The organism is Pseudonocardia petroleophila (genome assembly GCF_014235185.1).
In the GTDB taxonomy this organism is placed as follows: Bacteria; Actinomycetota; Actinomycetes; order Mycobacteriales; family Pseudonocardiaceae; genus Pseudonocardia; species Pseudonocardia petroleophila.
Map to the genome: position 1 here is coordinate 5,175,560 of NZ_CP060131.1, position 23,123 is coordinate 5,198,682.

Below are 23,123 nucleotides of genomic sequence, written 5' to 3' on the forward strand. Positions count from 1 at the left end.
TCATGCCGTCACCCGGGGACCCCGGCGCGGTCCCCCGCCGCGCGTGTCACGAGCTCCACCAGCTCGTCGCGGGTCGGGCCGTCGGGCACCGGCGGCCGCCACCCGGTCGCGTAGACCTCCCGGGCCCGCGGCTCGACCTCCGCGAGCGCGGCGGGCAGGGACTGCATCGCCAGGTACGGCCCGACCACGGCCATCATCGACGGGTCGACCGCCGCCGCCGCGCCGATCAGGTCCGAGGGCAGCGGGGCGTCGAGGTCGACGTCGGCCCCGGCCCAGCGGGCGGCGAGCCCGGCGTCGCAGGCGACGTGGTCGTCGAACCAGGGCCGGACGTGCGCGGTGTTCCAGGCGTCGAGCGCGCGGGTGAGGGACTCCGGGTCGCCGGGGTGCTCGGCGAGCAGCGCGAGCAGCCTGCGCACCTGCAGCAGCGACGTGGTGATGCCGCGCCCGGCCGAGGGGTTGGTCGTGCACACCGTGTCGCCGACGAACACCAGCCCGGGCAGCGGCACCTCCCCGCGGTCGTCGAGCTGGCCGCACCAGGTGTTGTGCAGCCGCCCGCCGGGCAGGACCCCGGTCAGCGGCGTGCTGCGGGCGGGATCGGTCCACGCGGCGAGCAGCGGGACGGCCGCGGCCACCGCGTCGAACGCCGCGGTCCCGCGCAGGCCGGTGAGCGCCCGGTCGTCGCCCGACCGCATGACCACCGCGGAGAACACTCCGTTGTCGTGCGGGAACGCGATGGCGGCGTAGCCGGGGTAGTAGGCGACGCCCGCGATCGGCATCGTCAGCGGGCCGAACTCCGCCCCGGGGCGCAGCCGGTACTGCCGCGAGACGTAGGCCTGCCCGCAGTCGCCGCCCTCCGCGGGGGCGCGCAGCCCGCGGCCGATCCGCCCGGACCGGCCCGACGCGTCGAGGACGAGGTCGGCGCCGAGCGGACGGCCGTCGACGCGCAGCCCGGCGGCCCGGCCGCGCTCGGCCAGGACCTCCTCGGCGTGCCCGCGCAGCAGCTCCACGCCGGGCTCGGCGGCCGCGGCGGCGCGCAGCACCCGCTCGAACACCATCCGCCGGCACCGCAGCCCCGCGACGGCGTCCGGCGTCACCTGCACGGGCTCGGCACCCGCCGCGAGCAGGGCGTCGACGACCTCGGGCATCTCCGCCGACAGCGCGTCGACGACCGGCCCGCGGAACGCGTGCGGATGGTGGAACTGCATCACGCCGACCCGCGGCCACGACCCGTCCGGGTGCGGGCCGGGGTCCCGGTCGACGACGGTGACGGCGTGGCCCCGGCGGGCCAGGGCGATGGCGGCGAACAGGCCGGTCGGCCCGGCTCCCACGACGGCGATGCGCATGGGGGACGGAGTCGGCCGGCCCGCCCGCTGATACGTCAGGCGAGCGCCGGGATGACCTCGCGCTCGAACAGCTCGATGCCCGAGCGGTCGTAGGCGGCCTCGGCGAAGTTGAGGATGGCGTAGGTCATGCCGGCCTCCTTGAGCTTCGTGAGGTTCTCGATGATCTGGTCCGGCGTGCCGCAGGCCGGCAGCCCGCGGACGGCGCCGAGGGAGCCCTCGGCCTTCTCCTCCCCCACGTACGGCAGCAGTCGGGCCTTCGCGTCCTGCATGCGCTGCTCGACCTCGGCCTGGTTCGCGCCGATCGCGACGTTGTAGTTGGCCGAGCGCGTGATGGCGTCGAAGTCGGTGCCGACCTTCTCGCAGTGGCCCTTGAGCAGCTCGGACTTGCGGGTGAAGCCCTCCAGCGTGCCGTCGAAGTTGGTGTAGCGCGCGTACTTCGCCGCGATCTTCAGCGTCACCTTCTCGCCGCCGCCCGCGATCCACAGCGGGATGCCGCCGTCCTGCAGCGGCTTCGGCTGCACGATGGCGCCGTCGACCTGGTAGTGCGTGCCGTGAAGCGTCGCCGACCCGGTCTCCCAGGCCTGCTTCATGATCTGCACGCCCTCGTCGAGCATGCCGAGGCGGTCGGGCGCGGCGGGGAAGCCGTAGCCGTAGGCGCGCCACTCGTGCTCGTACCAGCCCGCGCCGATGCCCATCTCCACGCGGCCGCCGGAGATGATGTCGGCGGTGGCGGCCACCTTCGCGAGGTAGGCGGGGTTGCGGTAGCTCATGCACGTGCACATCTGGCCGAGCCGCACGCGCTCGGTGACGGCGCCGAACGCCGACATGAGCGACCACGCCTCGTGGGTGGCCTGGTCGGTGGGGGCGGGGACGGTGTGGAAGTGGTCGTAGACCCAGACGGACTCCCACGGGCCCGCGTCGGCGTGCTGCGCGAGCCCCTTCATGGTGGCCCACTGGTCCTTCGGGTCGATGCCGACGAGGTCGTGTCGCCAGCCCTGGGGAACGAACAGTCCGAATCGCATACCGGTCACGGAACCCGAGCCTAGTCGTCCGCGCGGGTACCGTCGTGGGGGTGAACCCGCCGGAGCCGCCGCCGGAGCCCCCACCCCTGCGCGTGGGCCACGCCGACCGCGAGTGGGCCGTCGCGGAGCTGGGCGAGCACCTGGCCCAGGGCCGGCTCGATCCCGACGAGTACGCCGACCGCGCGGGCGCCGCCTACGCCGCGAGAACCCGCGACGAGCTCGACGTGCTGTTCGCCGACCTGCCCCGCCCGGCGGCCCCCGTCGCCCCGGTCGCGTACCCGGCGCCGTACCCCGCGGGCCGCCCGGACGCCGCGCCCTACGGCATCGACCCCCGTTCCGGCGTCCCGTACTCGGACCGGTCCAAGGTGGTCGCCGGGGTGCTGCAGCTGGTGCTGCCGTTCGGCGTCGGCCGGTTCTACTCCGGCCACCACGGCATCGCGGTGGGCCAGCTGCTGCTGTCGATCTTCCTGATCGGCGCGATCTGGGCGTTCGTCGACGGCATCGTCCTGCTGGCCGGGCACCCGACCGACCCCTACGGCCGGCCGCTGCGCCCCTGAGCGGGGGGCGGTGCGCCCGGCGGACGGAGCCCGCCCGCGGCTGCGGGTCAGTCGCGGCGCGCGGCGAACCGGGCGGGACGGTCGGTCCACGGGGCGTCGACCGGCCGGGCGGCGGTCGGGGCGCCGGCCAGCACGTGTGCGGCGAGGATCGCCGCGACCGTCGTGGCGTTGACGATCGTGCCGGCGAGCACCATCCGGACCGCGACGGGCATCGACACCCACTTCACGGTGAGGTCGGACTCCTCGTCGTCGCCGAGTTCGGGGCGGCCGACCTCGGTGACGTCACGGGCCAGGAAGACGCGGATCGACTCGTCGGAGAACCCGGGTGACGGCACGATGTCGAGCAGCACCGACCACTGCGCCGCGGCGAGCCCGGCCTCCTCGGCCAGCTCGCGCTGCGCGGTGAGCACCGGCTCCTCCCCCGCGACGTCGAGCAGCCCGGCCGGCAGCTCCCACAGCCGGCGCCGCACGGCGTGCCGGTACTGGTGGATCATCATGATCCGGTCGTCGGCGTCGAGCGCGACGATCGCGACCGCGCCGGGGTGCTCCACGATCTCGCGGGTCGCCACCCGCCCGCCGGGCATCACCACCTGGTCCGAGCGCAGGGCCATGACCCGCCCGGCGTAGACGTCCGAGCTGCTCTCGACGGGGAAGTCGTGCCTGCTCACGCCCCCGCCCCGTTCACCGCGGCGGCCGCGGACTCGTGGGCGGGCTCGCGGGCGGGCTCGTCGAAGGGCAGGAGGACCTCGCCCTGGTAGCGCAGGGCCGCCTTGACGAACGCCGCGAACAGCGGGTGCGGCCGGGTGGGGCGGCTCTTGAGCTCCGGGTGGGCCTGGGTGCCGACGTAGAACGGGTGCTCCTCCGCGGGCAGCTCGACGAACTCGACGAGCGTGCCGTCCGGGGAGTTGCCGCCGAACACCAGCCCGGCCTCCTCCAGCCGCGACCGGTAGGCGTTGTTGACCTCGTAGCGGTGGCGGTGCCGCTCGGACACCTCACGCGTGCCGTACGCCGCCGCGACGACGGTGCCCGCGCCGAGGGTGGCCGGGTAGGCGCCCAGGCGCATGGTGCCGCCCATGTCCCGCTCCCCCGCGACGACGTCGCGCTGGTCGGCCATCGTGGAGATCACCGGGTGCGGGGTGCGCTCGTCGAACTCGCTGGAGTTGGCGTCGGCCAGCCCGGCGAGGCTGCGCGCGGCCTCGATCACCATGCACTGCAGGCCCAGGCACAGGCCGAGCGTCGGGATGCCGCGGGTGCGGGCGTGGGTCAGGGCGCCGAGCTTGCCCTCGATCCCGCGGACGCCGAACCCGCCCGGCACGAGCACGCCGTCCATGCCGTCGAGGGCGGCGGCGGCCCCGGCCGGGGTGCGGCACTCGTCGGACGGCACCCAGACGATCTCCACCCGCGCGCGGTGCGCGAACCCGCCGGCCCGCAGCGCCTCGGTGACCGACAGGTAGGCGTCGGGCAGGTCGACGTACTTGCCGACCAGGGCGATCCGCGCGGTCGCGTCGGGGTGGTGGACGCGGTCGAGCAGGTCGCCCCACACCGTCCAGTCGACGTCGCGGAAGGGCAGGCCCAGGCGGCGCACGACGTAGGCGTCGAGCCCTTCGCTGTGCAGCACCCTGGGGATGTCGTAGATCGACGGCGCGTCCGGGGCGGCGGCGACGCCGTCGAGGTCGACGTCGCACATCAGGGAGATCTTGCGCTTCATGCCGTCGGGGATCTCCCGGTCGGCGCGCAGGACCAGCGCGTCGGGCTGGATGCCGATGTTGCGCAGCGCCGCGACGGAGTGCTGGGTCGGCTTGGTCTTGAGCTCGCCGGACGGCGCGAGGAACGGCACCAGGGACACGTGCAGGAAGAAGCAGTTGTCGCGGCCCACCTCGTGGCGGACCTGGCGGGCCGCCTCGACGAACGGCAGCGACTCGATGTCGCCGATCGTGCCGCCGACCTCGGTGATCACGACGTCGGGGGCGACGCCGTCCTCGTCGGGCTCCGCCATCGCGAGGATGCGGTCCTTGATCTCGTTGGTGATGTGCGGGATGACCTGCACGGTGTCGCCGAGGTACTCGCCGCGGCGCTCCTTGGCGATCACCTCGGAGTAGACCTGCCCGGTGGTGACGTTGGCCCGGCCGTGCAGGTTGCGGTCGAGGAACCGCTCGTAGTGGCCGACGTCGAGGTCGGTCTCCGCCCCGTCCTCGGTGACGAACACCTCCCCGTGCTGGAACGGGTTCATGGTGCCCGGGTCGACGTTGAGGTACGGGTCGAGCTTCTGCATGATCACCCGCAACCCGCGGGAGGTGAGGAGCTGGCCGAGGCTCGAAGCCGTCAGACCCTTACCCAGGGAGGACGCGACCCCACCGGTGACGAACAGATGACGCGTCGCACGAGGCTGCACGGGGTTCCACCGTACAGGGGCCCCGCCCTCCGCCCCCCGCGGGTCGGGCGGTCAGGCCGCGGGCGCGGCCCCGTCCGACGCCGTCGCCGCGGACCCGTAGCGGCCCGCGCGCCCGTCGAGCTGCTCGCGCAGGGCCAGCACGGTCGAGACCTGCCCCGGGCCGGACTGCACGTCGTCGACGGTGGACAGCGCCGCCGTCACGGTCGAGTCCGCCCGGGCGACGCCGACGGGCCCGGTCGCGTCGGCCGAGCCGGTGCTCCCGGCGAGGACCGCCCCGGCACCGCGGCGGTCGAGCTCGGCGGCGAGCCGGGCGACGACGGCGGCCGCGTCCGCGGCGTCGACGCCGGTCAGCGCGCCCCCGGTGAGCACGACGACGAGCGACGCCGGCGCGGGCACGTCCCCGGCCTGCACGAACCCGGCGGTGGTGAGCCCGGTGAGCACGGCCGCGGGATCACCGCCCTCCAGCAGCGCCCCGCCCAGCAGGCCGCCGAGCAGGCTGCCGGTGTCGGACGCGGCGGGCAGCTGGGATCCCGTCGGGAGCAGTCCGGCGGTCAGCTCGCGGAGCTGGTCGGCGCGGGCCGGGTCGCCGACGGCGGTGGTGAGCGCCACCTCGCCGCTGACGGTCGCCCCGGCCTGCCCGAGCAGCGCGACGATGCCGTCGCGGGCGGCGGCGTCGGCACCGGCGCTGACGATCGTGACGGCCTGGCCGTCGAGCAGCCCGCGCACGGCGGCGGGGCCGACGCGGCGGGCGAACTCGTCGGAGGCGCGGACGGCGGCGGCGAGGTCGTCGCGCTCGCCGGTGAGCGTCTGCACCCGGCCGCCGAGGTCGTCGCGCTGGGCGGAGACCGCGGAGAGCAACCGGTCGGACACCCCGCTCGCCCCCAGCACGACGCCCAGGGCGAGCGCGAGGAAGACCGCGGCGATCGAGACGACGTGGTAGCGCAGCGAGATCATCCGAACCAGCCCCGGACGGTGTCGAGCAGGCCGTTCCAGCCCTGGACGATCCAGTCGAGCACCGCGTCGCCCGCGTCGGAGACCAGCAGGGCGGCGACGACCGCGACCACTGCCGCGGCCACCATCAGCGCGATCGCGCCGAGCGAGACCCGGCTGCGGTAGAGCGCGGCGATCACCCGCCCGTCCACCAGCGTGCCGCCGAGCTGCAGCCGGGTGAGGAACGTCGAGGCGTTGCTGCCCGACCGGCCGCGGTCGAGGAACTCGGCCATGCTCGCCGACAGCCCGACCGTGACCACCATCGACGCGCCGTGGTGGGCCGCGAGCAGGAGCGCGAGGTCCTCCGGGTTGGCCGAGCTGGGGAACGTGACGGCACCGGTCCCGAGGTCCTGCACCCGGTGCAGACCGGGCGCGTGGCCGTCGGCGAACGCGGGGACGACGACGTCGGCGCCGGAGGTGAGCGCCTCGTTGGACACCTCACCGGGGTCCCCGACGATCAGCGCCGGGGTGTGCCCGGCGGCCAGCAGCGCGTCGGCGCCCGCCCCGACGCCGACCAGCACCGGCCGGTACTCGTGGATGTAGTTCTTCAGCCGCGCGAGGTCGGCGACGTGGTCGTACCCGGCGGCGACGACGAGCACCTGCCGCCCCGCGAGCGTCACGTCGACCTCGGGGACGCCTGCCCCGTCGAGGAGCAGGGCGCGCTCGCGGCGCATGAACTCGATGGTGTTGGCGGCGAACGCCTCGAGCTGGTGGGTGAGCCCGGAGCGGGCCTCGACCAGCGCGTCGGCCACGGAGTCGGCGTTCTGCTCGATGCCCTCGCCGACCCGCAGGTCCCCGAGGTAGAGCACGCCGTCGAGCAGCCGGAGCTTGGCGCCGTCCTTGACGGCGTGGAGCAGCTCCGGGCCCACCCCGTCGACCAGCGGGATCCCGGCCGACACGAGGACCTCGGGACCGAGGTTGGGGAACCGGCCCGAGATCGACGGCGACGCGTTGACGACGGCGGCGACCTCGGCGGCGACGAGCGCGTCGGCCGTGGCGCGGTCGAGGTCGATCTGGTCGAGCACCGCGATCTCCCCCGCCTTGATCCGGCGCAGCAGCGCGTCGGTGCGGCGGTCGACGCGGGCGACCCCGGACAGGCCGGGCAGCTCGGGACGGGTGCGGTGCAGCAGGCCGGACAACTTCATGCACGCACTGTGACACCGACCGAACCGACGGCCAGGAAGGCACGCCGGACCGTCACCCGGGCGTCACCGGGCCCGTTTCGCGCCGCCCTTCCGGCGCGCGGGCGCCCGGTCGGCCTCGCGGTGCGCGCGGGCCGCCCCGAGCAGCTCCTCGGCGTGGGCGCGGCCGGTGTCGGTGTCGTCGAGGCCGGCCAGCATCCGGGCCAGCTCGACGATCCGGTCGCCCTCGGCGAGCGTGCGGACGCGGCTGCGGGCGGGGCCCGTCCCACCCCGCACCGATTTGTCGACGACGAGGTGCCGGTCGGCGTAGGCGGCCACCTGCGGCAGGTGCGTCACCACGATCACCTGGTGGCGGGCGGCGAGCCGGGCCAGGCGGCGCCCGATCTCCACCGCGGCGCGGCCGCCGACCCCGGCGTCGACCTCGTCGAAGACCATCGTCGGCACCGGGTCGGCCCCGGCGAGCGCCACCTCCAGCGCGAGCATGACGCGGGAGAGCTCGCCGCCGGACGCGCCCTTGTGCAGCGGCTGCGGCGAGGCCCCGCCGTGGGCGACGAGCCGCAGCTCCACGTCGTCGACCCCGGTGCTGCCGGCGACCAGCCGCAACCCGCCGACCGTCAGCGCCTCGGGCGCGTCCGGCCCGGCCTGCCGCGGCCGGACGTCGACGAGCAGGCGGGCGTCGCCCATCGCCAGCCCGCCCAGCTCGGCGGTGGTGCCCGCGGCGAGGCGCTCGGCGGCCTCGACGCGCGCGGCGGTGACCTCCTCCGCGTGCCCGGCCAGCTCGGCGGCGAGCTCGTCGCGGCGGGCCGCGAGCGCCGTGAGGGTCTCCTCGGACGTGTCGAGCCCGTCGAGCCGTTCGCGGGCCTCGTCGGCCCAGGCCAGCACGCCGTCGACGTCGGCGGCGTACTTGCGCGTGAGCGCCTTGAGGTCGGACTGGCGCGACAGCACCGCGGCGAGGCGCTCCGGGTCGGCGTCGAGCCGTTCCAGGTAGGCCGTGAGCTCTCCCCCGACGTCGCCGAGCAGGGCCAGCGCCTCGGCCAGCCGCGCGTCGAGAGCGGTGAGCTCGTCGTCGCCCGCACCGGAGAGGCGGTGCCGGGCGTCGCCGATGAGGGCGAGCGCGGCGGGCGCGTCCGGATCGGCGTCCTCGGCCCCCACCAGCGCGGCGCGGGCCGTGGCGGCGACCTCGCGCAGCTCGTCGGCCGCCACCAGCCGCCGCGACTGGGCGAGGAGGTCGGCGTCCTCGCCGGGCTGCGGGTCGACCGCGCCGATCTCGGAGAGGCCGTGGCGCAGCAGGTCGGCCTCCTGCGCCATCCGCCGCGCGCCGTCGCGCCGCTCCACCAGCTCCGCGGCGACCTTCTGCCACTCCGTGCGCACCGACCGGTAGCGGTCGAGCGGGCCCGCGACGGACTCACCCGCGAACCGGTCGAGCAGGGCGCGCTGCTCCGCGGGCCGCAGCAGCCGCAGCTGGTCGTTCTGCCCGTGGACGGCGAGCGTGACCTCGGCCAGCCGGCCCAGCACCCCGACCGGCACCGACCGCCCGCCCAGGTGCGCGCGCGAGCGCCCGTCGGCCCCGACGGTGCGCACCGCGATCAGGGTGCCGTCGTCGTCGGCGTCGGCCCCCACCTCGTCGGCGACGGCGAGCGCGGCCGCGTCGGCGGAGAACCGGCCCTCGACGACCGCGCGCTTCGCCCCCTCCTGCACCCGCGACGCCTCGGCCCGGCCGCCCCCGAGCAGCGACAGGCCGGTGACCACCATCGTCTTGCCCGCCCCGGTCTCGCCCGTGAGGACGGTGAGCCCCGGATCGAGCTCGAGGGTGGCGTCGTCGATCACGCCCAGCCCCTGGATCCGCATCTCGGCCAGCATGGGGGCAGGCTACGGCGCCACCCCGACAGTTCCGGACCAGGTGGGCCGGCCCCGGGAGAGCCGACCTGGAGAGCTAGGGGCGCGGTGCCCCGCGCCACCCGCGGATCGGCAGGTCGAACTTGCGGACCAGCCGGTCGGCGAACGGCCGCCCGTCCAGGCGCACCATCCGCACCGGCCGGTCGCCGCGGGAGAGCTCCACGCGGGCCCCGGGGGGCAGCGCGACGGTGCGCCGGCCGTCGCAGTCGAGGACGGCCGGGGGCCCGCCGGCGTCGACCTCGATCGCCACCTGCGAGTCCGGCGAGATCACCATCGGCCGCGCGAACAGCGCGTGCGCGTTGCTCGGCACCAGCAGCAGCGCCTCGACCTGCGGCCAGACCAGCGGCCCGCCCGCGGAGAACGCGTAGGCGGTGGAACCGGTCGGGGTCGCGCACAGCACGCCGTCGCAGCCGAACGCCGAGAGCGGCCGCCCGTCGACCTCCAGCACGACCTCGAGGATCCGCTCGCGCGTGCTCTTCTCCACCGCGGCCTCGTTGAGCGCCCAGGTCCGCGCCAGCACGTCGCCGTTGCTGCGGGCGACGGCGTCGAGCGTCATCCGCTCCTCGACGGCGTAGCCCCCGGCGACGATGGCGTCGAGGGCGTGGTCGAGGGAGTCCTGCTCGACCTCGGCGAGGAACCCGACCCGACCCAGGTTGACGCCGAGCAGCGGCACCCCGACGGGGCGGGCCATCTCCGCGGCGCGCAGCAGCGTCCCGTCGCCGCCCAGCACCAGGACGACCTCGGCCCCCTCGGCGCACCCGGGCCGGCCGTCGACGACCCGGGGGCGCAGCGACTCCGGCAGGCCCTCGTCGTCGACCTCGGACCACTCCTCGGCGAGCACCCGCAGCCGGATCCCGTCGGCCGCGAGCCGGGCCGCCACCGCCGAGGCCGTCTTCCGGTTCGTCGCGCGCCCGGTGTGCAGGACGAGCAGGACCTCCCGCCGGCTCACGCGGGCCCCTGCTCGACGGCCACGCCCAGCGCGTCGTCACCGACGTCGTCGCCGGTGCGGGCGAGCAGCAGGAAGAACTCGACGTTGCCCGACGGCCCGGGCAGCGGGCTGGCGACCGCGCCGCGCAGCACCAGTCCGAGCGCACGGGCGGCCGCGGCGACGTCGACGAGCGCGGAGCGCCGCAGCTCCGGGTCGCGCACGACCCCACCGGACCCCAGCCGCTCGCGCCCCACCTCGAACTGCGGCTTCACCATCGGCACCAGGACGCCGTCGGTGCAGGCGGCGAGGGCGGGCAGGACGGTGCGCAGGGAGATGAACGACAGGTCGGCCACGGTCACCGCGGCGGTCCCGCCGATGTCGTCGGGGGTGAGCGCGCGGACGTTCGTGCGGTCGTGCACCCGCACCCGGTCGTCGCTGCGCAGCCGCCACACCAGCTGCCCGTACCCGACGTCGACGGCGACGACCTCGGCCGCGCCCCGGTCGAGCAGCACGTCGGTGAACCCCCCCGTGGACGCGCCGGCGTCGAGGCAGCGGGCCCCGGTGACGTCGAGGTCGAACGCGTCGAGCGCACCGATGAGCTTGTGCGCGCCGCGCGAGGCCCACTCCCGCACGCCGGTCCCGCGGACCACGACGGGGGTGTCGCGGTCGACGACGGTGGCCGCCTTGCCCGCCACCACCCCGCGGACGGCGACGCGCCCCTGCTCGATCAGCTCCGCCGCCTGCTGGCGCGAGCGGGCCAGCCCGCGGCGCACCAGCTCGGCGTCGAGGCGGGCCCGGGTGACCACCCGCGTCACGCCGAGCCCGCGGCCAGCGCGTCGCCCAGCGCCGCGTGCACGCGCTCGTAGGCCTCGACGTGCTCGGCGAGCGGGCGCTCGGCCAGACCGTCGAGGCCGGCCATCGCGGCGGCGACGGCGGCGCGCGGGTCGGGGCCGCGCGGGTCGGCCGGGCGGGCGTGACCGGCCGCCGGCCCGGGCTGTCCCGGTGCGGGACGCGGATCGTGCGGCCGCGGCGGCAGCCCCGGCACGGGGCGGGGTGGTCCCGGGGTCGGGACGGTCATGGGTGGGCTCCGGCCGCGTCGGGGGTGTCGGCTCCCTCCACGGTAGCCGGGCGCAGACCCAGCTCGCCCAACGCCCGCTCGGCCCCGTCACCGACCGCCCTGACCTGCACGTCCCCCCCACCCGCCGCCCAGTGCACCGCGCAGAGCACGCGCAGGGCGTCGAGCGGGTCGCCGTCGCCGGAGAGCTCCAGAGCGCCGTCGCCGGAGGGCCGCGCGTCCCAGCCGGGCCGGGGCCCGGGGGCCAGCTCGTCGACGGGCCGGTCGAGCGCGGACATGTCGGCGCCGATCAGGTCCGGGCGCAGCGCCTCGGGGGCGGCGAGCAGCTCGGCGGCGTCGGAGACCCCGGTGAGCACGAGCAGGGTGGTCATCCCCGCCGCGCGACCGCCCTCGACGTCGGTGTCGAGCCGGTCGCCGATCATGAGCGGGTTCGTCGCCCCCGACCGCTGCGCCGCCTCGTGCAGCAGCGCGGGCGCGGGCTTGCCCGCCACCTGCGGTTCCCGCGCCGACGCCGTGCGCAGCGCCGCGACCATCGAGCCGTTCCCGGGCAGCGGGCCGCGCTCGGTCGGCAGGGTCGGGTCGACGTTGCACGCGACCCACACCGCACCGGCCCGCAGCGCGACCGTGGCCTCGGCGAGCACCCGCCAGCCGGTGTCCGGGCTGTGCCCCTGCACCACGGCGACGGCCTCGGCGGCGTCCGCGGTGACGGTCAGCCCGGCCCCCGTCACCTCCTCGACCAGCGCCTCGGTGCCGACGACGAGCACCGCCGCCCCCGCGGGCAGCTGCTCGGCCAGCATCGCCGCCGCCGCCTGCGAGCTGGCGACGACCTCCCGCCCGGTCGCCGGGAACCCCAGCTCGACCAGGTGGGCCGCCACGTCGGCCGGCCGGCGGGAGGCGTTGTTGGTGACGTACATCGTCGCCACTCCGCGCTCCCGCGCCGCCAGCACCGCCTCCACGGCGCCGGGCACCGCCTCGGGCCCGCGGTAGAGGGTGCCGTCGAGGTCGGCGAGCAGGACGTCGTGGCGGTCGAGGGGGGTGGTCACCGCGGGGTGTCCCCGCTGTCGTCCACCGGGCCCGGCCCGCCGGTCCCGGCCGGTGCCGCGGTGTCGATCGTGGACCCCGCCCCCTCCGCGGCCTGTCCCGCGTCGGTGGCGGTCGGCCCGGCGCCGGGCAGCTCCTGCGCACCCGTCGGGCCCTCGTCCGTTCCGGGGGCGGCGGGCTCGTCGCCAGCCGGGTCGACGGGATCGGTCGCCGCCGGTGCCACGTCGGTCACCGCGTCGGTCACCGCCGGGCCGGCATCCGCGTCCGTCGCGGCGGGACCCTCATCCGGGTCCGCCGCGGCCGGGGCGGGATCGACCGCATCCGTCACGTCCGGGTCGACGTCGGTGGCGTCCGTCTGGTCCGGATCCACGTCACCCGCGACCGTCGCGGACGCGTCGGCGTCGGTCTCGCCGGTGCCGGTCTCGCCGGTGGCGGCCGAGGTGACGTCACCTTCGTCGGTCGAGGACGGGTCGGCGTCGTCGACGGTCGGGGAGCCGGCGGAAGCCGGGACCTCGTCCGACGTCGGGGCTGCGGCCTGCAGGGTGTCCCCCACCGCCGCCGCGTCGTCGCCCGGGACAGCGCCGCCATCCGGGCCGACACCGTCGTCCAGGACAGCGGCGTCGTCCAGGACAGCGGCGTCGTCCAGGATCGGGGCGTCGTCCAGGATCGGGGCGCCGACGAGAGCCTCGTTCCCCGCCACGTCGGACTCCACCGCGTCGGACTCCACTGCGACCCCAGCCGTGGCGTCCTCACCCACGGGGCCGTCGTCCACCAGCGGGCCGTCGTCCGTCACGTCGTCGACCTCGTCGTCCGAGACGTCCTCGATCCCGAAGGCGAAGTCGTCGGCGTCCTCGGGGTCCTCGCCGGTCAGCTCGGCGATGCGGCCGACCGCGTCGGTCTCGCCCTCGACGTCGGCGTCGGCGGCGTGCACGAACCACTGCAGCGCGTCGGACTCCCGCCCGGCGGCCAGCAGGTTGTCGGCGTAGGCGTAGAACAGCCGCGCGCTCCACGGGTCGCGCCGGACCGGGTCCAGCTCGGCGATCTGCAGGCCGACCACGGCGGCGTCGAGCTCGCCGAGATCGCGCCGCGCCCCCGCGCCGACGATCGCCAGCTCGATGCGCCCCGCGGTGCCCAGCTCGGCCGCCTCGGGGCTGCGCGCGATGTCGATCGCGCGCTCCGGGCGGCCCAGCGCGCGCTCGATGTCGGCCATCACCGGCAGGTGGATCGGGCCACCGCCCATCCGGCGGGCCGCACGCAGCTCCGCGAGGGCCTCGGTCCACTCCTCCGCGTGGTAGGCCGCGATCCCGGCCGCCTCCCGCACCACCGCGATCCGCGACGCCCTGCGGCGCGCGTACCGCGCGTGCTCCAGCGCCAGCGCGGGATCGTCCTCGACGAGGCTGCCCGCCGCGACGAGGTGGCGCGCCACGCTGTCGGCCGTGTCCTTCTGCAGGCCGCGCAGGTCGCGGCGGACCTCGGTGTCGAGCGCGGCCACCGTGTACTCGTCGCTCAGCGGCGGTTCGGCGACGAAGGACGCGCGGGCCGACTCCGGCACCCCGGCCCGATCGCGACCGGGGCGGGTGGAGGCGTCGCGGGAGGGGCGGTCCGGCCGCCCGCCCGCGGTGCGCCGCTCGTCGGGACGTCGCTCGGACCGCGCACCGGACGCCGGGCGCCGGTCGGCGGAGCGGTCCGGGTACGGGCGGTCGGACCCCGACCGCGCGGCCGTGTCGCCGGAGGGACGCCCGCCGGAGGGACGGTCGGCCGACGGGCGGTCCCGGTCGGCCCGCGGCCGAGCCGCCGACCCGCGGTCCGGCGCGGACCGGCGATCGGTGGAGGGCCGGTCGTCGAAGCGGGCGGGGCGCCGGTCGGCGGTGGGTCGCTCGTCGGAGCGGGCGCCGCCGGTGGGACGGTCCCGCCATCCGCCTGCGTCGCGTCGGGTCGTGGCCGCCCGGTCGTCCTGCCGGTCCCGGTAGGCGCGGTCGGCGGACGAGTCGTCGCGCCGTGCGGCGGAGGGACGCGATGCCCCGCGGTCGTCGTCGCGACGGGGCCGATCGCGGCTGTCGCCCGAGTCCCGCCCGGACGCCGGACCCCGGGACGAGGACCCCTGGTACCCGCCGGAACCGCGGCTGCGGTCACCGGAGCCCTGGTAGCCGCCCCGGCCGCCGCGGTCACGGTCACCCGGACCCTGGTAGCCGCCGGACCGCTGTGCGGGGCGGTCTCCCCCGGACCGGCGGTCACCGCCCGAGCGGTCGTCGCGGACGGGACGGCGGTCGTCGCCCCGGTCCGGGCGGCCGCCGCGGGCGTCCGGTCCGCCGGTGCGCTGACCGTCGACGCGGCGGGCGAACGCGGTATCGCGTCCCTCGGACCGCTCGCGGTCGGCCGGACGTCCCCGGCTGTCGGTGCCCGCCCTGCCTGCGCCCCAGCCACCGCGGCCCTCGTCCGAGCGCGCGCGGTCGCGGCCGCCGGCGTACCCACCGCGGCGATCGTCCGGCCGGCCGCGCGAGTCACCGCGACCGTCTCCCCCGCGGTAGCCACCGCGGTCCTCGCGTGAGCCGCCGCTGCGGGTGTCGTTCCCGGAGCGGCCGCGGTACGGCGCACCGCCCCGGTTGTCACCGCCCCGGTCGTCGCCACCGCGGGTGTCGCCACCGCGGGTGTCGCCACCGCGGCGCGGACGCGCGCCGCGGTCGTCGTCGCCGCGGCGCGGGTAGCCGCCACCCTGGGGCCGGTCGTCACGCCGACGGTCACCGCCACCACCCGACCCGCTCCCGGAGCCGCGAGGTCCGCCGCCGCGGCCACCGTCCTTCACCGTGGGCCGGGAGTCGCCGGAACGGGCCGGTCGATCACGATCGCTCCTCGGCCGGCCGTCGGACCACCCGCTCCCCACACCGGCACCGCGACGGGAATCGCCGCGAGCATCCCGGCCGGCGCCGGCTCCGCCCCGCGACGGATTTCCGCGTCGTTCTGCGCCCGATCGATCATGTCCTGCCGGGGAGCCGCCGCGATCATCCCGTCGCGGGCGGTCATCGCCGGAACCATCCGCGATACTCACCTGCAGAGGATACAAAAAAGTGGGCCCCCGCCTCACGGCGGGGGCCCACAAATAGGTTTGATGTCGGCGGCGACCTACTCTCCCACACCCTAACGAGTGCAGTACCATCGGCGCTGGAGGGCTTAGCTTCCGGGTTCGGGATGGGACCGGGCGTTCCCCCTCCGCCATAACCACCGACAACACTATCGAACTAGTGTCGTACCAGGTCCAGCGTATGCAATTAGTGGATGCGACAACACACGAGCAGTGTTCCGCAACCCGACCACACAAACGTGTTTGTGTGTTCAGGGTCGCACAGTGGATGCAAACAACTCGTCATGAACAAGCCCTCGGCCTATTAGTACCAGTCAACTCCACCCCTCACAGGGCTTCCATCTCTGGCCTATCAACCCAGTGGTCTGCTGGGGGCCTTAACCACGCAAGGTGGTGGGAGACCTCATCTTGGAACGAGCTTCCCGCTTAGATGCCTTCAGCGGTTATCCCTTCCGAACATAGCCAACCAGCCGTGCCCCTGGCGGGACAACTGGCACACCAGAGGTCCGTCCGTCCCGGTCCTCTCGTACTAGGGACAGCCTTCCTCAAGTCTCCTGCGCGCGCGGCGGATAGGGACCGAACTGTCTCACGACGTTCTAAACCCAGCTCGCGTACCGCTTTAATGGGCGAACAGCCCAACCCTTGGGACCTACTCCAGCCCCAGGATGCGACGAGCCGACATCGAGGTGCCAAACCATGCCGTCGATATGGACTCTTGGGCAAGATCAGCCTGTTATCCCCGGGGTACCTTTTATCCGTTGAGCGACACCCCTTCCACCAGGTGGTGCCGGATCACTAGTCCCGACTTTCGTCCCTGCTCGACCTGTCGGTCTCACAGTCAAGCTCCCTTGTGCACTTACACTCAACACCTGATTGCCAACCAGGCTGAGGGAACCTTTGGGCGCCTCCGTTACATTTTGGGAGGCAACCGCCCCAGTTAAACTACCCACCAGGCACTGTCCCTGAACCAGATCATGGCCCGAGGTTGAGACACCCAATTCGACCAGAGTGGTATTTCAACAACGACTCCACAACCACTGGCGTGGCCGCTTCACAGTCTCCCACCTATCCTACACAAGCCGAACCGAGCACCAATACCAAGCTGTAGTAAAGGTCCCGGGGTCTTTCCGTCCTGCCGCGCGTAACGAGCATCTTTACTCGTAGTGCAATTTCGCCGAGTCTGTGGTCGAGACAGCGCCCAAGTCGTTACGCCATTCGTGCAGGTCGGAACTTACCCGACAAGGAATTTCGCTACCTTAGGATGGTTATAGTTACCACCGCCGTTTACTGGCGCTTAAATTCTCCGCTTCGCCCCGAAGGACTAACAGGTCCTCTTAACGTTCCAGCACCGGGCAGGCGTCAGTCCGTATACATCGTCTTGCGACTTCGCACGGACCTGTGTTTTTAGTAAACAGTCGCTTGGGCCTGGTCTCTGCGACCGCCCACCGCTAGCCCGCAAGGAGCTTCACAGCAGACGGTCCTCCTTCTCCCGAAGTTACGGAGGTATTTTGCCGAGTTCCTTAACCACAGTTCACTCGATCGCCTTAGTATTCTCTACCTGACCACCTGTGTCGGTTTGGGGTACGGGCCGCAACAGCACTCGCTAGAGGCTTTTCTCGGCAGCATGGGATCACTCTACTTCGCCTCAATCGGCTACGCGTCACGTCTCACCCTTATATGACAACCGGATTTACCTGGATGTCGGGCTACACGCTTGCACCAGTACTACCATTCACTGGCGGAGCTACCCTCCTGCGTCACCCCATCGCTTGCCTACTACCGGATCGGGTCCCACGCTCCCCCGACAAACCAACCCGAAGGTCAATAAGCGGGTTCGGATGGTTAGCATCACCGGCCTCAGCACGGACGCACTATCACGGGCACGGGAATATCAACCCGTTGTCCATCGACTACGCCTGTCGGCCTCGCCTTAGGTCCCGGCTCACCCTGGGCGGATTAACCTGGCCCAGGAACCCTTGGTCATTCGGCGGCAGAGGTTCTCACTCTGCATTCGCTACTCATGCCTGCATTCTCACTCGCACACCCTCCACGACTGGGTCACCCCGCCGCTTCACTGGATGCACGACGCTCCCCTACCCAACACCACGACTACACCCACAGACTCGAAAGCCGGCAGGCGGATCTCATGTGGTATTGCCACGGCTTCGGCGGTGCGCTTGAGCCCCGCTACATTGTCGGCGCAGGACCACTTGACCAGTGAGCTATTACGCACTCTTTAAAGGGTGGCTGCTTCTAAGCCAACCTCCTGGTTGTCTGGGCGATCCCACATCCTTTCCCACTTAGCGCACGCTTAGGGGCCTTAGCCGGTGATCTGGGCTGTTTCCCTCTCGACTATGAAGCTTATCCCCCACAGTCTCACTGCCGCGCTAGAAATACCGGCATTCGGAGTTTGGTTGAGTTCAGTAAGATTTTGGTCCCCCTAGCCCATCCAGTGCTCTACCTCCGGCATCCACCACGCGACGCTGCACCTAAATGCATTTCGGGGAGAACCAGCTATCACGGAGTTTGATTGGCCTTTCACCCCTACCCACAGCTCATCCCCCCCGTTTTCAACCGAGGTGGGTTCGGTCCTCCACGACGTCTTACCGTCGCTTCAACCTGGCCATGGGTAGATCACTCCGCTTCGGGTCTACACCCCGCGACTCAATCGCCCTATTCAGACTCGCTTTCGCTACGGCTACCCCACACGGGTTAACCTCGCCACGAAGCATAACTCGCAGGCTCATTCTTCAAAAGGCACGCCATCACCCAAAGGCTCTGACGGCTTGTAGGCACACGGTTTCAGGTACTATTTCACTCCCCTCCCGGGGTACTTTTCATCTTTCCCTCACGGTACTAGTCCGCTATCGGTCATCAGGGAGTATTTAGGCTTACCGGGTGGTCCCGGCAGATTCACAGCAAATTCCACGAGCTCGCTGCTACTCGGGAGTGTCATCCACAACGCATGCCATGTTTTCGCGTACGGGGCTCTCACCCACTACGGCAACCCTTTCCAGAGGTCTTCCGCTAACACAACACCACGAAGTCAGGCAGACGGCAGTCCACCTACGACGACATCCCACAACACCCACATCGCAACGCCTGCCGGCTTGACACGACATAGGTTTAGCCTCTTCCGCTTTCGCTCGCCACTACTCACGGAATCACGGTTGTTTTCTCTTCCTGTGGGTACTGAGATGTTTCACTTCCCCACGTTCCCTCCAACACCCTATGTATTCAGATGCTGGTAACACCCCCATGACGGGTGCTGGGTTTCCCCATTCGGACATCCTCGGATCACAGCTCGGTTGACAGCTCCCCGAGGCCTATCGCGGCCTCCCACGTCCTTCATCGGCTCCTGATGCCTAGACATCCACCATGTGCCCTTAAACACTTGTTCACAACAAGATGCTCGCATCCACTATGCAACACTCAACACACAACCACACCCCAACCATGAAACGACCACCACCACACCCACCCACACCAACCGAAGCCGGCGAACAGGGATGCGTTAGACGGTCCAGGCCAGGAGCAGCCAGAGAAACACACCCACGATCAGGTGTCCTCTCAGGACCCAACAGCGTGCCGAACCCGCACACCCCCCGAAAAGGGACACGCGCATCTTGAAGATCTACTTGGTCATTATGTTCCACCCAGCCACAACCCCCCCCCCACCGACAATCCGAAGACCATCCGCCGAGAGCGTGGTTATCGTGAAAGGAGAACCAACCACCTTCAGAGTGGCCGGTCAGCCTCACCACACGGTGAGAACTCCTTAGAAAGGAGGTGATCCAGCCGCACCTTCCGGTACGGCTACCTTGTTACGACTTCGTCCCAATCGCCAGTCCCACCTTCGACAACTCCCTCCCTTACGGGTTAGGCCGTCGGCTTCGGGTGTTACCAACTTTCGTGACGTGACGGGCGGTGTGTACAAGGCCCGGGAACGTATTCACCGCAGCGTTGCTGATCTGCGATTACTAGCGACTCCAACTTCATGGGGTCGAGTTGCAGACCCCAATCCGAACTGAGACCAGCTTTAAGGGATTCGCTCCACCTCACGGTCTCGCAGCCCTCTGTACTGGCCATTGTAGCATGTGTGAAGCCCTGGACATAAGGGGCATGATGACTTGACGTCATCCCCACCTTCCTCCGAGTTGACCCCGGCAGTCTCCCATGAGTCCCCGGCATAACCCGCTGGCAACATGGAACGAGGGTTGCGCTCGTTGCGGGACTTAACCCAACATCTCACGACACGAGCTGACGACAGCCATGCACCACCTGCACACCAGCCACAAGGGAACGCCTATCTCTAGACGCGTCTAGTGCATGTCAAACCCAGGTAAGGTTCTTCGCGTTGCATCGAATTAATCCACATGCTCCGCCGCTTGTGCGGGCCCCCGTCAATTCCTTTGAGTTTTAGCCTTGCGGCCGTACTCCCCAGGCGGGGCGCTTAATGCGTTAGCTGCGGCACAGAGACCGTGGAATGGCCCCCACACCTAGCGCCCACCGTTTACGGCGTGGACTACCAGGGTATCTAATCCTGTTCGCTCCCCACGCTTTCGCTCCTCAGCGTCAGTATCGGCCCAGAGACCCGCCTTCGCCACCGGTGTTCCTCCTGATATCTGCGCATTTCACCGCTACACCAGGAATTCCAGTCTCCCCTGCCGAACTCAAGTCATGCCCGTATCGACCGCAAGCTCAGGGTTAAGCCCCAAGTTTTCACGACCGACGCGACAGACCGCCTACGAGCTCTTTACGCCCAATAATTCCGGACAACGCTCGCACCCTACGTATTACCGCGGCTGCTGGCACGTAGTTGGCCGGTGCTTCTTCTACCCCTACCGTCAACCCGAAGGCCTTCGTCAAGGTCGAAAGAGGTTTACAACCCGAAGGCCGTCATCCCCCACGCGGCGTCGCTGCGTCAGGCTTTCGCCCATTGCGCAATATTCCCCACTGCTGCCTCCCGTAGGAGTCTGGGCCGTGTCTCAGTCCCAGTGTGGCCGGTCGCCCTCTCAGGCCGGCTACCCGTCGTCGCCTTGGTAGGCCATCACCCCACCAACAAGCTGATAGGCCGCGGGCCCATCCCCAGCCGAAAAAACTTTCCACCAACCACCATGCGATGGAAGGTCATATCCGGTATTAGACCCAGTTTCCCGGGCTTATCCCAGAGCTGAGGGCAGGTCACCCACGTGTTACTCACCCGTTCGCCGCTCGTGTACCCCCGAAAGGGCCTTACCGCTCGACTTGCATGTGTTAAGCACGCCGCCAGCGTTCGTCCTGAGCCAGGATCAAACTCTCCAACAAAAAAAGAGGTTGAAAACCCAACCAAAGTACCTGCGACGGGGTCGCAGGAAAAACAAACTGGCATAAAACCAATTCAAGATCGTGCCGTCCGAAGACGACACAGTTCGACACACTGTTGAGTTCTCAAAAGACACCCGCACACCATCGCGATCCTTGCGGACCGGGCCGGGGCAACTTTTCCAAGCTACATGGTCCCGTTCGCGGTGTCAAACTCCCGCTGGGGCCCAACTGCTTGGGACGTGCTGAGCAAGGCTACACCCTGAGGTGGAAGACCTTGCGGATGGCCACCGTTCCGCGGGCTGACTCTGGGCCGAAGATTTCGTCCCGGTCTGTCGTGCTGCCCGCCGTGGCGACGAGGAGAAAGTTACACAGGCCCGATCCGAGGAGTCAAATCGGGGGGTCACTTCCGGCGTTTCCGCAGGTCAGCGGCCCACGAGGCGCACACCGGCCAGATTGCGCTTCCCGCGGCGCACGACCAGCCAGCCGCCGGCGAGGGGGTCGGCGGGGCCGGGTGTCCACGCCTCGTCGAGCACCTTCGCGTTGTTCACGTAGGCACCGCCCTCCCCCACGGCCCGTCGCGCGGCCCCCCGGCTCTCGCTCAGCCCGGTCGCCACGAGCAGGTCGACGATCGTCGGCTCGTCGGTGGGCACGACGTCGGCGTGCGGCACCTCGGCCAGGGCCGCGTCGAGGGTCCCGGCGTCGAGGTCGCGCAGCTCCCCCCGCCCGAACAGCGCGCCGCTCGCCGCCACCACCTGCTCCGTCTGGCGTGCGCCGTGCACCAGAGTGGTGAGCTCGGCGGCCAGTGCGCGCTGTCCGGCGCGCAGATGCGGCCGTTCGGCGACGTCCTTCTCGAGCGCCTCGATCTCGTCGGGCGGCAGGAAGGTGAACAGGCGCAGGTACCGGCCGACGTCGGCGTCCCCGACGTTCACGAAGTACTGGTACCAGGCGTAGGGGGAGGTCATCTCCGGGTCGAGCCAGATGTTGCCGCCGCCGGTGGACTTCCCGAACTTGCGCCCCTCCGCGTCGGTGACCAGCGGGACGGTCAGCGCGTGCACCGCGCCGGACTCCACCCGCCGCACGAGCTCGACCCCGCCGACGATGTTGCCCCACTGGTCGGACCCGCCGATCTGCAACCGGCACCCGTGCCGCCGGTACAGGTGCAGGTAGTCCTGGCTCTGCAGCAGCAGGTAGCTGAACTCCGTGTAGGACATCCCGTCCGCGGCCAGCCGGCGCCTGACCGTCTCGCGGCCGAGCATCACGTTCACCGAGAAGTGCTTGCCCACGTCGCGCAGGAACTCCAGCGCGGTCTGCTCGCCGGTCCAGTCGAGGTTGTTGACGACGAGCGCCCCGGTCGGCGTGTCGTCGAACTCCACGAACCGCTCGAGCTGGCCCCGGATGCGGGTGCCCCAGTCGCGGATCGTCTCGACGCTGTGCATCGACCGCTCACCGACGTCGCGCGGGTCGCCGATCATCCCGGTCGCACCCCCGGCCAGGACGATCGGCCGGGCCCCGGCCTGCTGGAACCGGCGCAGCGTGAGCAGCGGCACCAGGTGGCCGGCGTGCAGGCTCGGGCCGGTCGGGTCGAAGCCCGCGTAGAGCGTCAGCACCCCGTCGGCGAGGTCGCGGCGCAGCGCCTCGCGGTCGGTGCTCTGCGCGATGAGGCCGCGCCACTCCAGGTCGTCCAGGATGTTCGTGCTCACACCCGGATCCTGCCGCAGGACGGAACCGGGTACTCAGCCGCCCACGCGTCGCCGGGGTGTCGACCGCCGGTACGCGCTGACGCTGCGCTCCCCGTCGATCCAGAACCGCCACGGCACGTCGTGCGCCGCGGCGACGCCCACCCGCGGGCCGGTGCGCACCCGCCCCGGGTCGACCGGCGGTCCGGACCGCACCCGGACCGGCGACGTGACGGACGTGACGTCGACCCCGTTCTCCGCCCGCCCCAGACCGAGCAGGTTCGCCAGCCGGGCGGGCCCGCGGGCCAGGTCGGCGTCGCGCCGGGCGGTGGGTCGGCGGTGCCGCGCCACCGCGAGGTCCGACACCACCTCCCCCGCGCGCAGCAGCACCGCGCCGGCCTTGCCGTCGTCGAGGCAGCTGACGTTGGCGCAGAAGTGCATGCCGTAGACGAAGTAGACGTACAGGTGCCCGGCCGGGCCGAACATCACCGCGTTGCGCGGGGTCCGGCCCCGGTAGCTGTGCGACGCCGGGTCGTCGGCCCCCCGGTACGCCTCCACCTCGGTCAGGCGGACGGCGACCGTGCCGTCCGGGGTGTCCGCCTCGACGGTGCACCCCAGCAGCCGCACGGCCGCCGCCACGACGTCGGCGCCGAGCTCCTCGCGGTCGAGCAGCAC

16 protein-coding genes and 3 rRNA genes are annotated in these 23,123 nt (G+C 71.9%); 1 reads left to right on the plus strand and 18 read right to left on the minus strand.

The window, feature by feature from the left end; all coding sequences use genetic code 11:
• Window positions 1–8 precede the first annotated feature (8 nt).
• Together H6H00_RS25405 and H6H00_RS25410 are read right to left on the minus strand one after the other, a co-directional pair.
• On the minus strand, window positions 9–1,343 hold the full coding sequence (locus tag H6H00_RS25405; RefSeq protein ID WP_185718191.1) for an NAD(P)/FAD-dependent oxidoreductase: 1,335 nt from the start codon (window positions 1,341–1,343) through the stop codon (window positions 9–11).
• Window positions 1,344–1,378: 35 nt separating this feature from the next.
• Window positions 1,379–2,365: an LLM class F420-dependent oxidoreductase gene (locus tag H6H00_RS25410; RefSeq protein WP_185722773.1), complete on the minus strand. Its 987-nt coding sequence runs from the start codon at window positions 2,363–2,365 to the stop codon at window positions 1,379–1,381.
• Between the two features lie 50 nt (window positions 2,366–2,415).
• Between H6H00_RS25410 and H6H00_RS25415 the strand changes: the two genes are divergently transcribed.
• On the plus strand, window positions 2,416–2,922 hold the full coding sequence (locus H6H00_RS25415) for a DUF1707 domain-containing protein (RefSeq protein ID WP_255425369.1): 507 nt from the start codon (window positions 2,416–2,418) through the stop codon (window positions 2,920–2,922).
• Between the two features lie 47 nt (window positions 2,923–2,969).
• On the opposite strand, the gene H6H00_RS25420 is transcribed toward H6H00_RS25415, so the two are convergent.
• The 16 genes from H6H00_RS25420 to H6H00_RS25495 all read right to left on the minus strand — a co-directional run bounded on the left by H6H00_RS25420 (window position 2,970) and on the right by H6H00_RS25495 (window position 23,120).
• Window positions 2,970–3,590 (minus strand): NUDIX domain-containing protein, encoded by a 621-nt coding sequence (locus tag H6H00_RS25420; protein ID WP_185718192.1) that lies wholly within the window; start codon window positions 3,588–3,590, stop codon window positions 2,970–2,972.
• Window positions 3,587–5,314: a CTP synthase gene (pyrG, locus tag H6H00_RS25425; RefSeq protein ID WP_185718193.1), complete on the minus strand. Its 1,728-nt coding sequence runs from the start codon at window positions 5,312–5,314 to the stop codon at window positions 3,587–3,589. Before pyrG ends, H6H00_RS25420 begins: the two co-directional genes overlap by 4 nt.
• A gap of 51 nt (window positions 5,315–5,365) precedes the next feature.
• Complete coding sequence (locus tag H6H00_RS25430; protein WP_185718194.1) at window positions 5,366–6,268, minus strand: copper transporter; 903 nt, start codon at window positions 6,266–6,268, stop codon at window positions 5,366–5,368.
• Window positions 6,265–7,449 (minus strand): putative cytokinetic ring protein SteA, encoded by a 1,185-nt coding sequence (gene steA, locus H6H00_RS25435; protein ID WP_185718195.1) that lies wholly within the window; start codon window positions 7,447–7,449, stop codon window positions 6,265–6,267. Before steA ends, H6H00_RS25430 begins: the two co-directional genes overlap by 4 nt.
• A gap of 63 nt (window positions 7,450–7,512) precedes the next feature.
• The gene (recN, locus tag H6H00_RS25440; RefSeq protein WP_185718196.1) at window positions 7,513–9,306 is read right to left on the minus strand and encodes a DNA repair protein RecN; all 1,794 of its coding nucleotides are present in this window, start codon (window positions 9,304–9,306) and stop codon (window positions 7,513–7,515) included.
• A 73-nt stretch (window positions 9,307–9,379) separates the two neighbouring features.
• Entirely contained in the window at window positions 9,380–10,291 is a 912-nt protein-coding gene (locus H6H00_RS25445; protein WP_185718197.1) for an NAD kinase, read from the minus strand.
• Complete coding sequence (locus tag H6H00_RS25450; protein ID WP_185722775.1) at window positions 10,288–11,076, minus strand: TlyA family RNA methyltransferase; 789 nt, start codon at window positions 11,074–11,076, stop codon at window positions 10,288–10,290. Before H6H00_RS25450 ends, H6H00_RS25445 begins: the two co-directional genes overlap by 4 nt.
• A gap of 5 nt (window positions 11,077–11,081) precedes the next feature.
• Window positions 11,082–11,348, minus strand: a complete 267-nt coding sequence (locus tag H6H00_RS25455) for a hypothetical protein (RefSeq protein WP_185718198.1) — start codon at window positions 11,346–11,348, stop codon at window positions 11,082–11,084.
• Window positions 11,345–12,388, minus strand: a complete 1,044-nt coding sequence (locus H6H00_RS25460) for an HAD-IIA family hydrolase (RefSeq protein WP_185718199.1) — start codon at window positions 12,386–12,388, stop codon at window positions 11,345–11,347. The genes H6H00_RS25455 and H6H00_RS25460 overlap by 4 nt, the downstream gene beginning before the upstream one ends.
• Window positions 12,385–13,938: a hypothetical protein gene (locus H6H00_RS25465; protein ID WP_185718200.1), complete on the minus strand. Its 1,554-nt coding sequence runs from the start codon at window positions 13,936–13,938 to the stop codon at window positions 12,385–12,387. Before H6H00_RS25465 ends, H6H00_RS25460 begins: the two co-directional genes overlap by 4 nt.
• Window positions 13,939–15,185: 1,247 nt before the next feature.
• Window positions 15,186–15,407: a hypothetical protein gene (locus H6H00_RS25470; RefSeq protein ID WP_185718201.1), complete on the minus strand. Its 222-nt coding sequence runs from the start codon at window positions 15,405–15,407 to the stop codon at window positions 15,186–15,188.
• Window positions 15,408–15,493: 86 nt separating this feature from the next.
• Window positions 15,494–15,610: ribosomal RNA gene (gene rrf, locus H6H00_RS25475) — 5S ribosomal RNA — on the minus strand.
• 139 nt (window positions 15,611–15,749) lie between these two features.
• Window positions 15,750–18,865: ribosomal RNA gene (locus tag H6H00_RS25480) — 23S ribosomal RNA — on the minus strand.
• 382 nt (window positions 18,866–19,247) lie between these two features.
• Window positions 19,248–20,772: ribosomal RNA gene (locus H6H00_RS25485) — 16S ribosomal RNA — on the minus strand.
• The 16S, 23S and 5S rRNA genes sit together here, the layout of an rRNA operon.
• A gap of 422 nt (window positions 20,773–21,194) precedes the next feature.
• Complete coding sequence (gene tyrS / locus H6H00_RS25490; protein WP_185718202.1) at window positions 21,195–22,472, minus strand: tyrosine--tRNA ligase; 1,278 nt, start codon at window positions 22,470–22,472, stop codon at window positions 21,195–21,197.
• 33 nt (window positions 22,473–22,505) lie between these two features.
• Entirely contained in the window at window positions 22,506–23,120 is a 615-nt protein-coding gene (locus H6H00_RS25495; protein WP_255425877.1) for a DNA-3-methyladenine glycosylase, read from the minus strand.
• Between the last annotated feature and the right edge of the window lie 3 nt (window positions 23,121–23,123).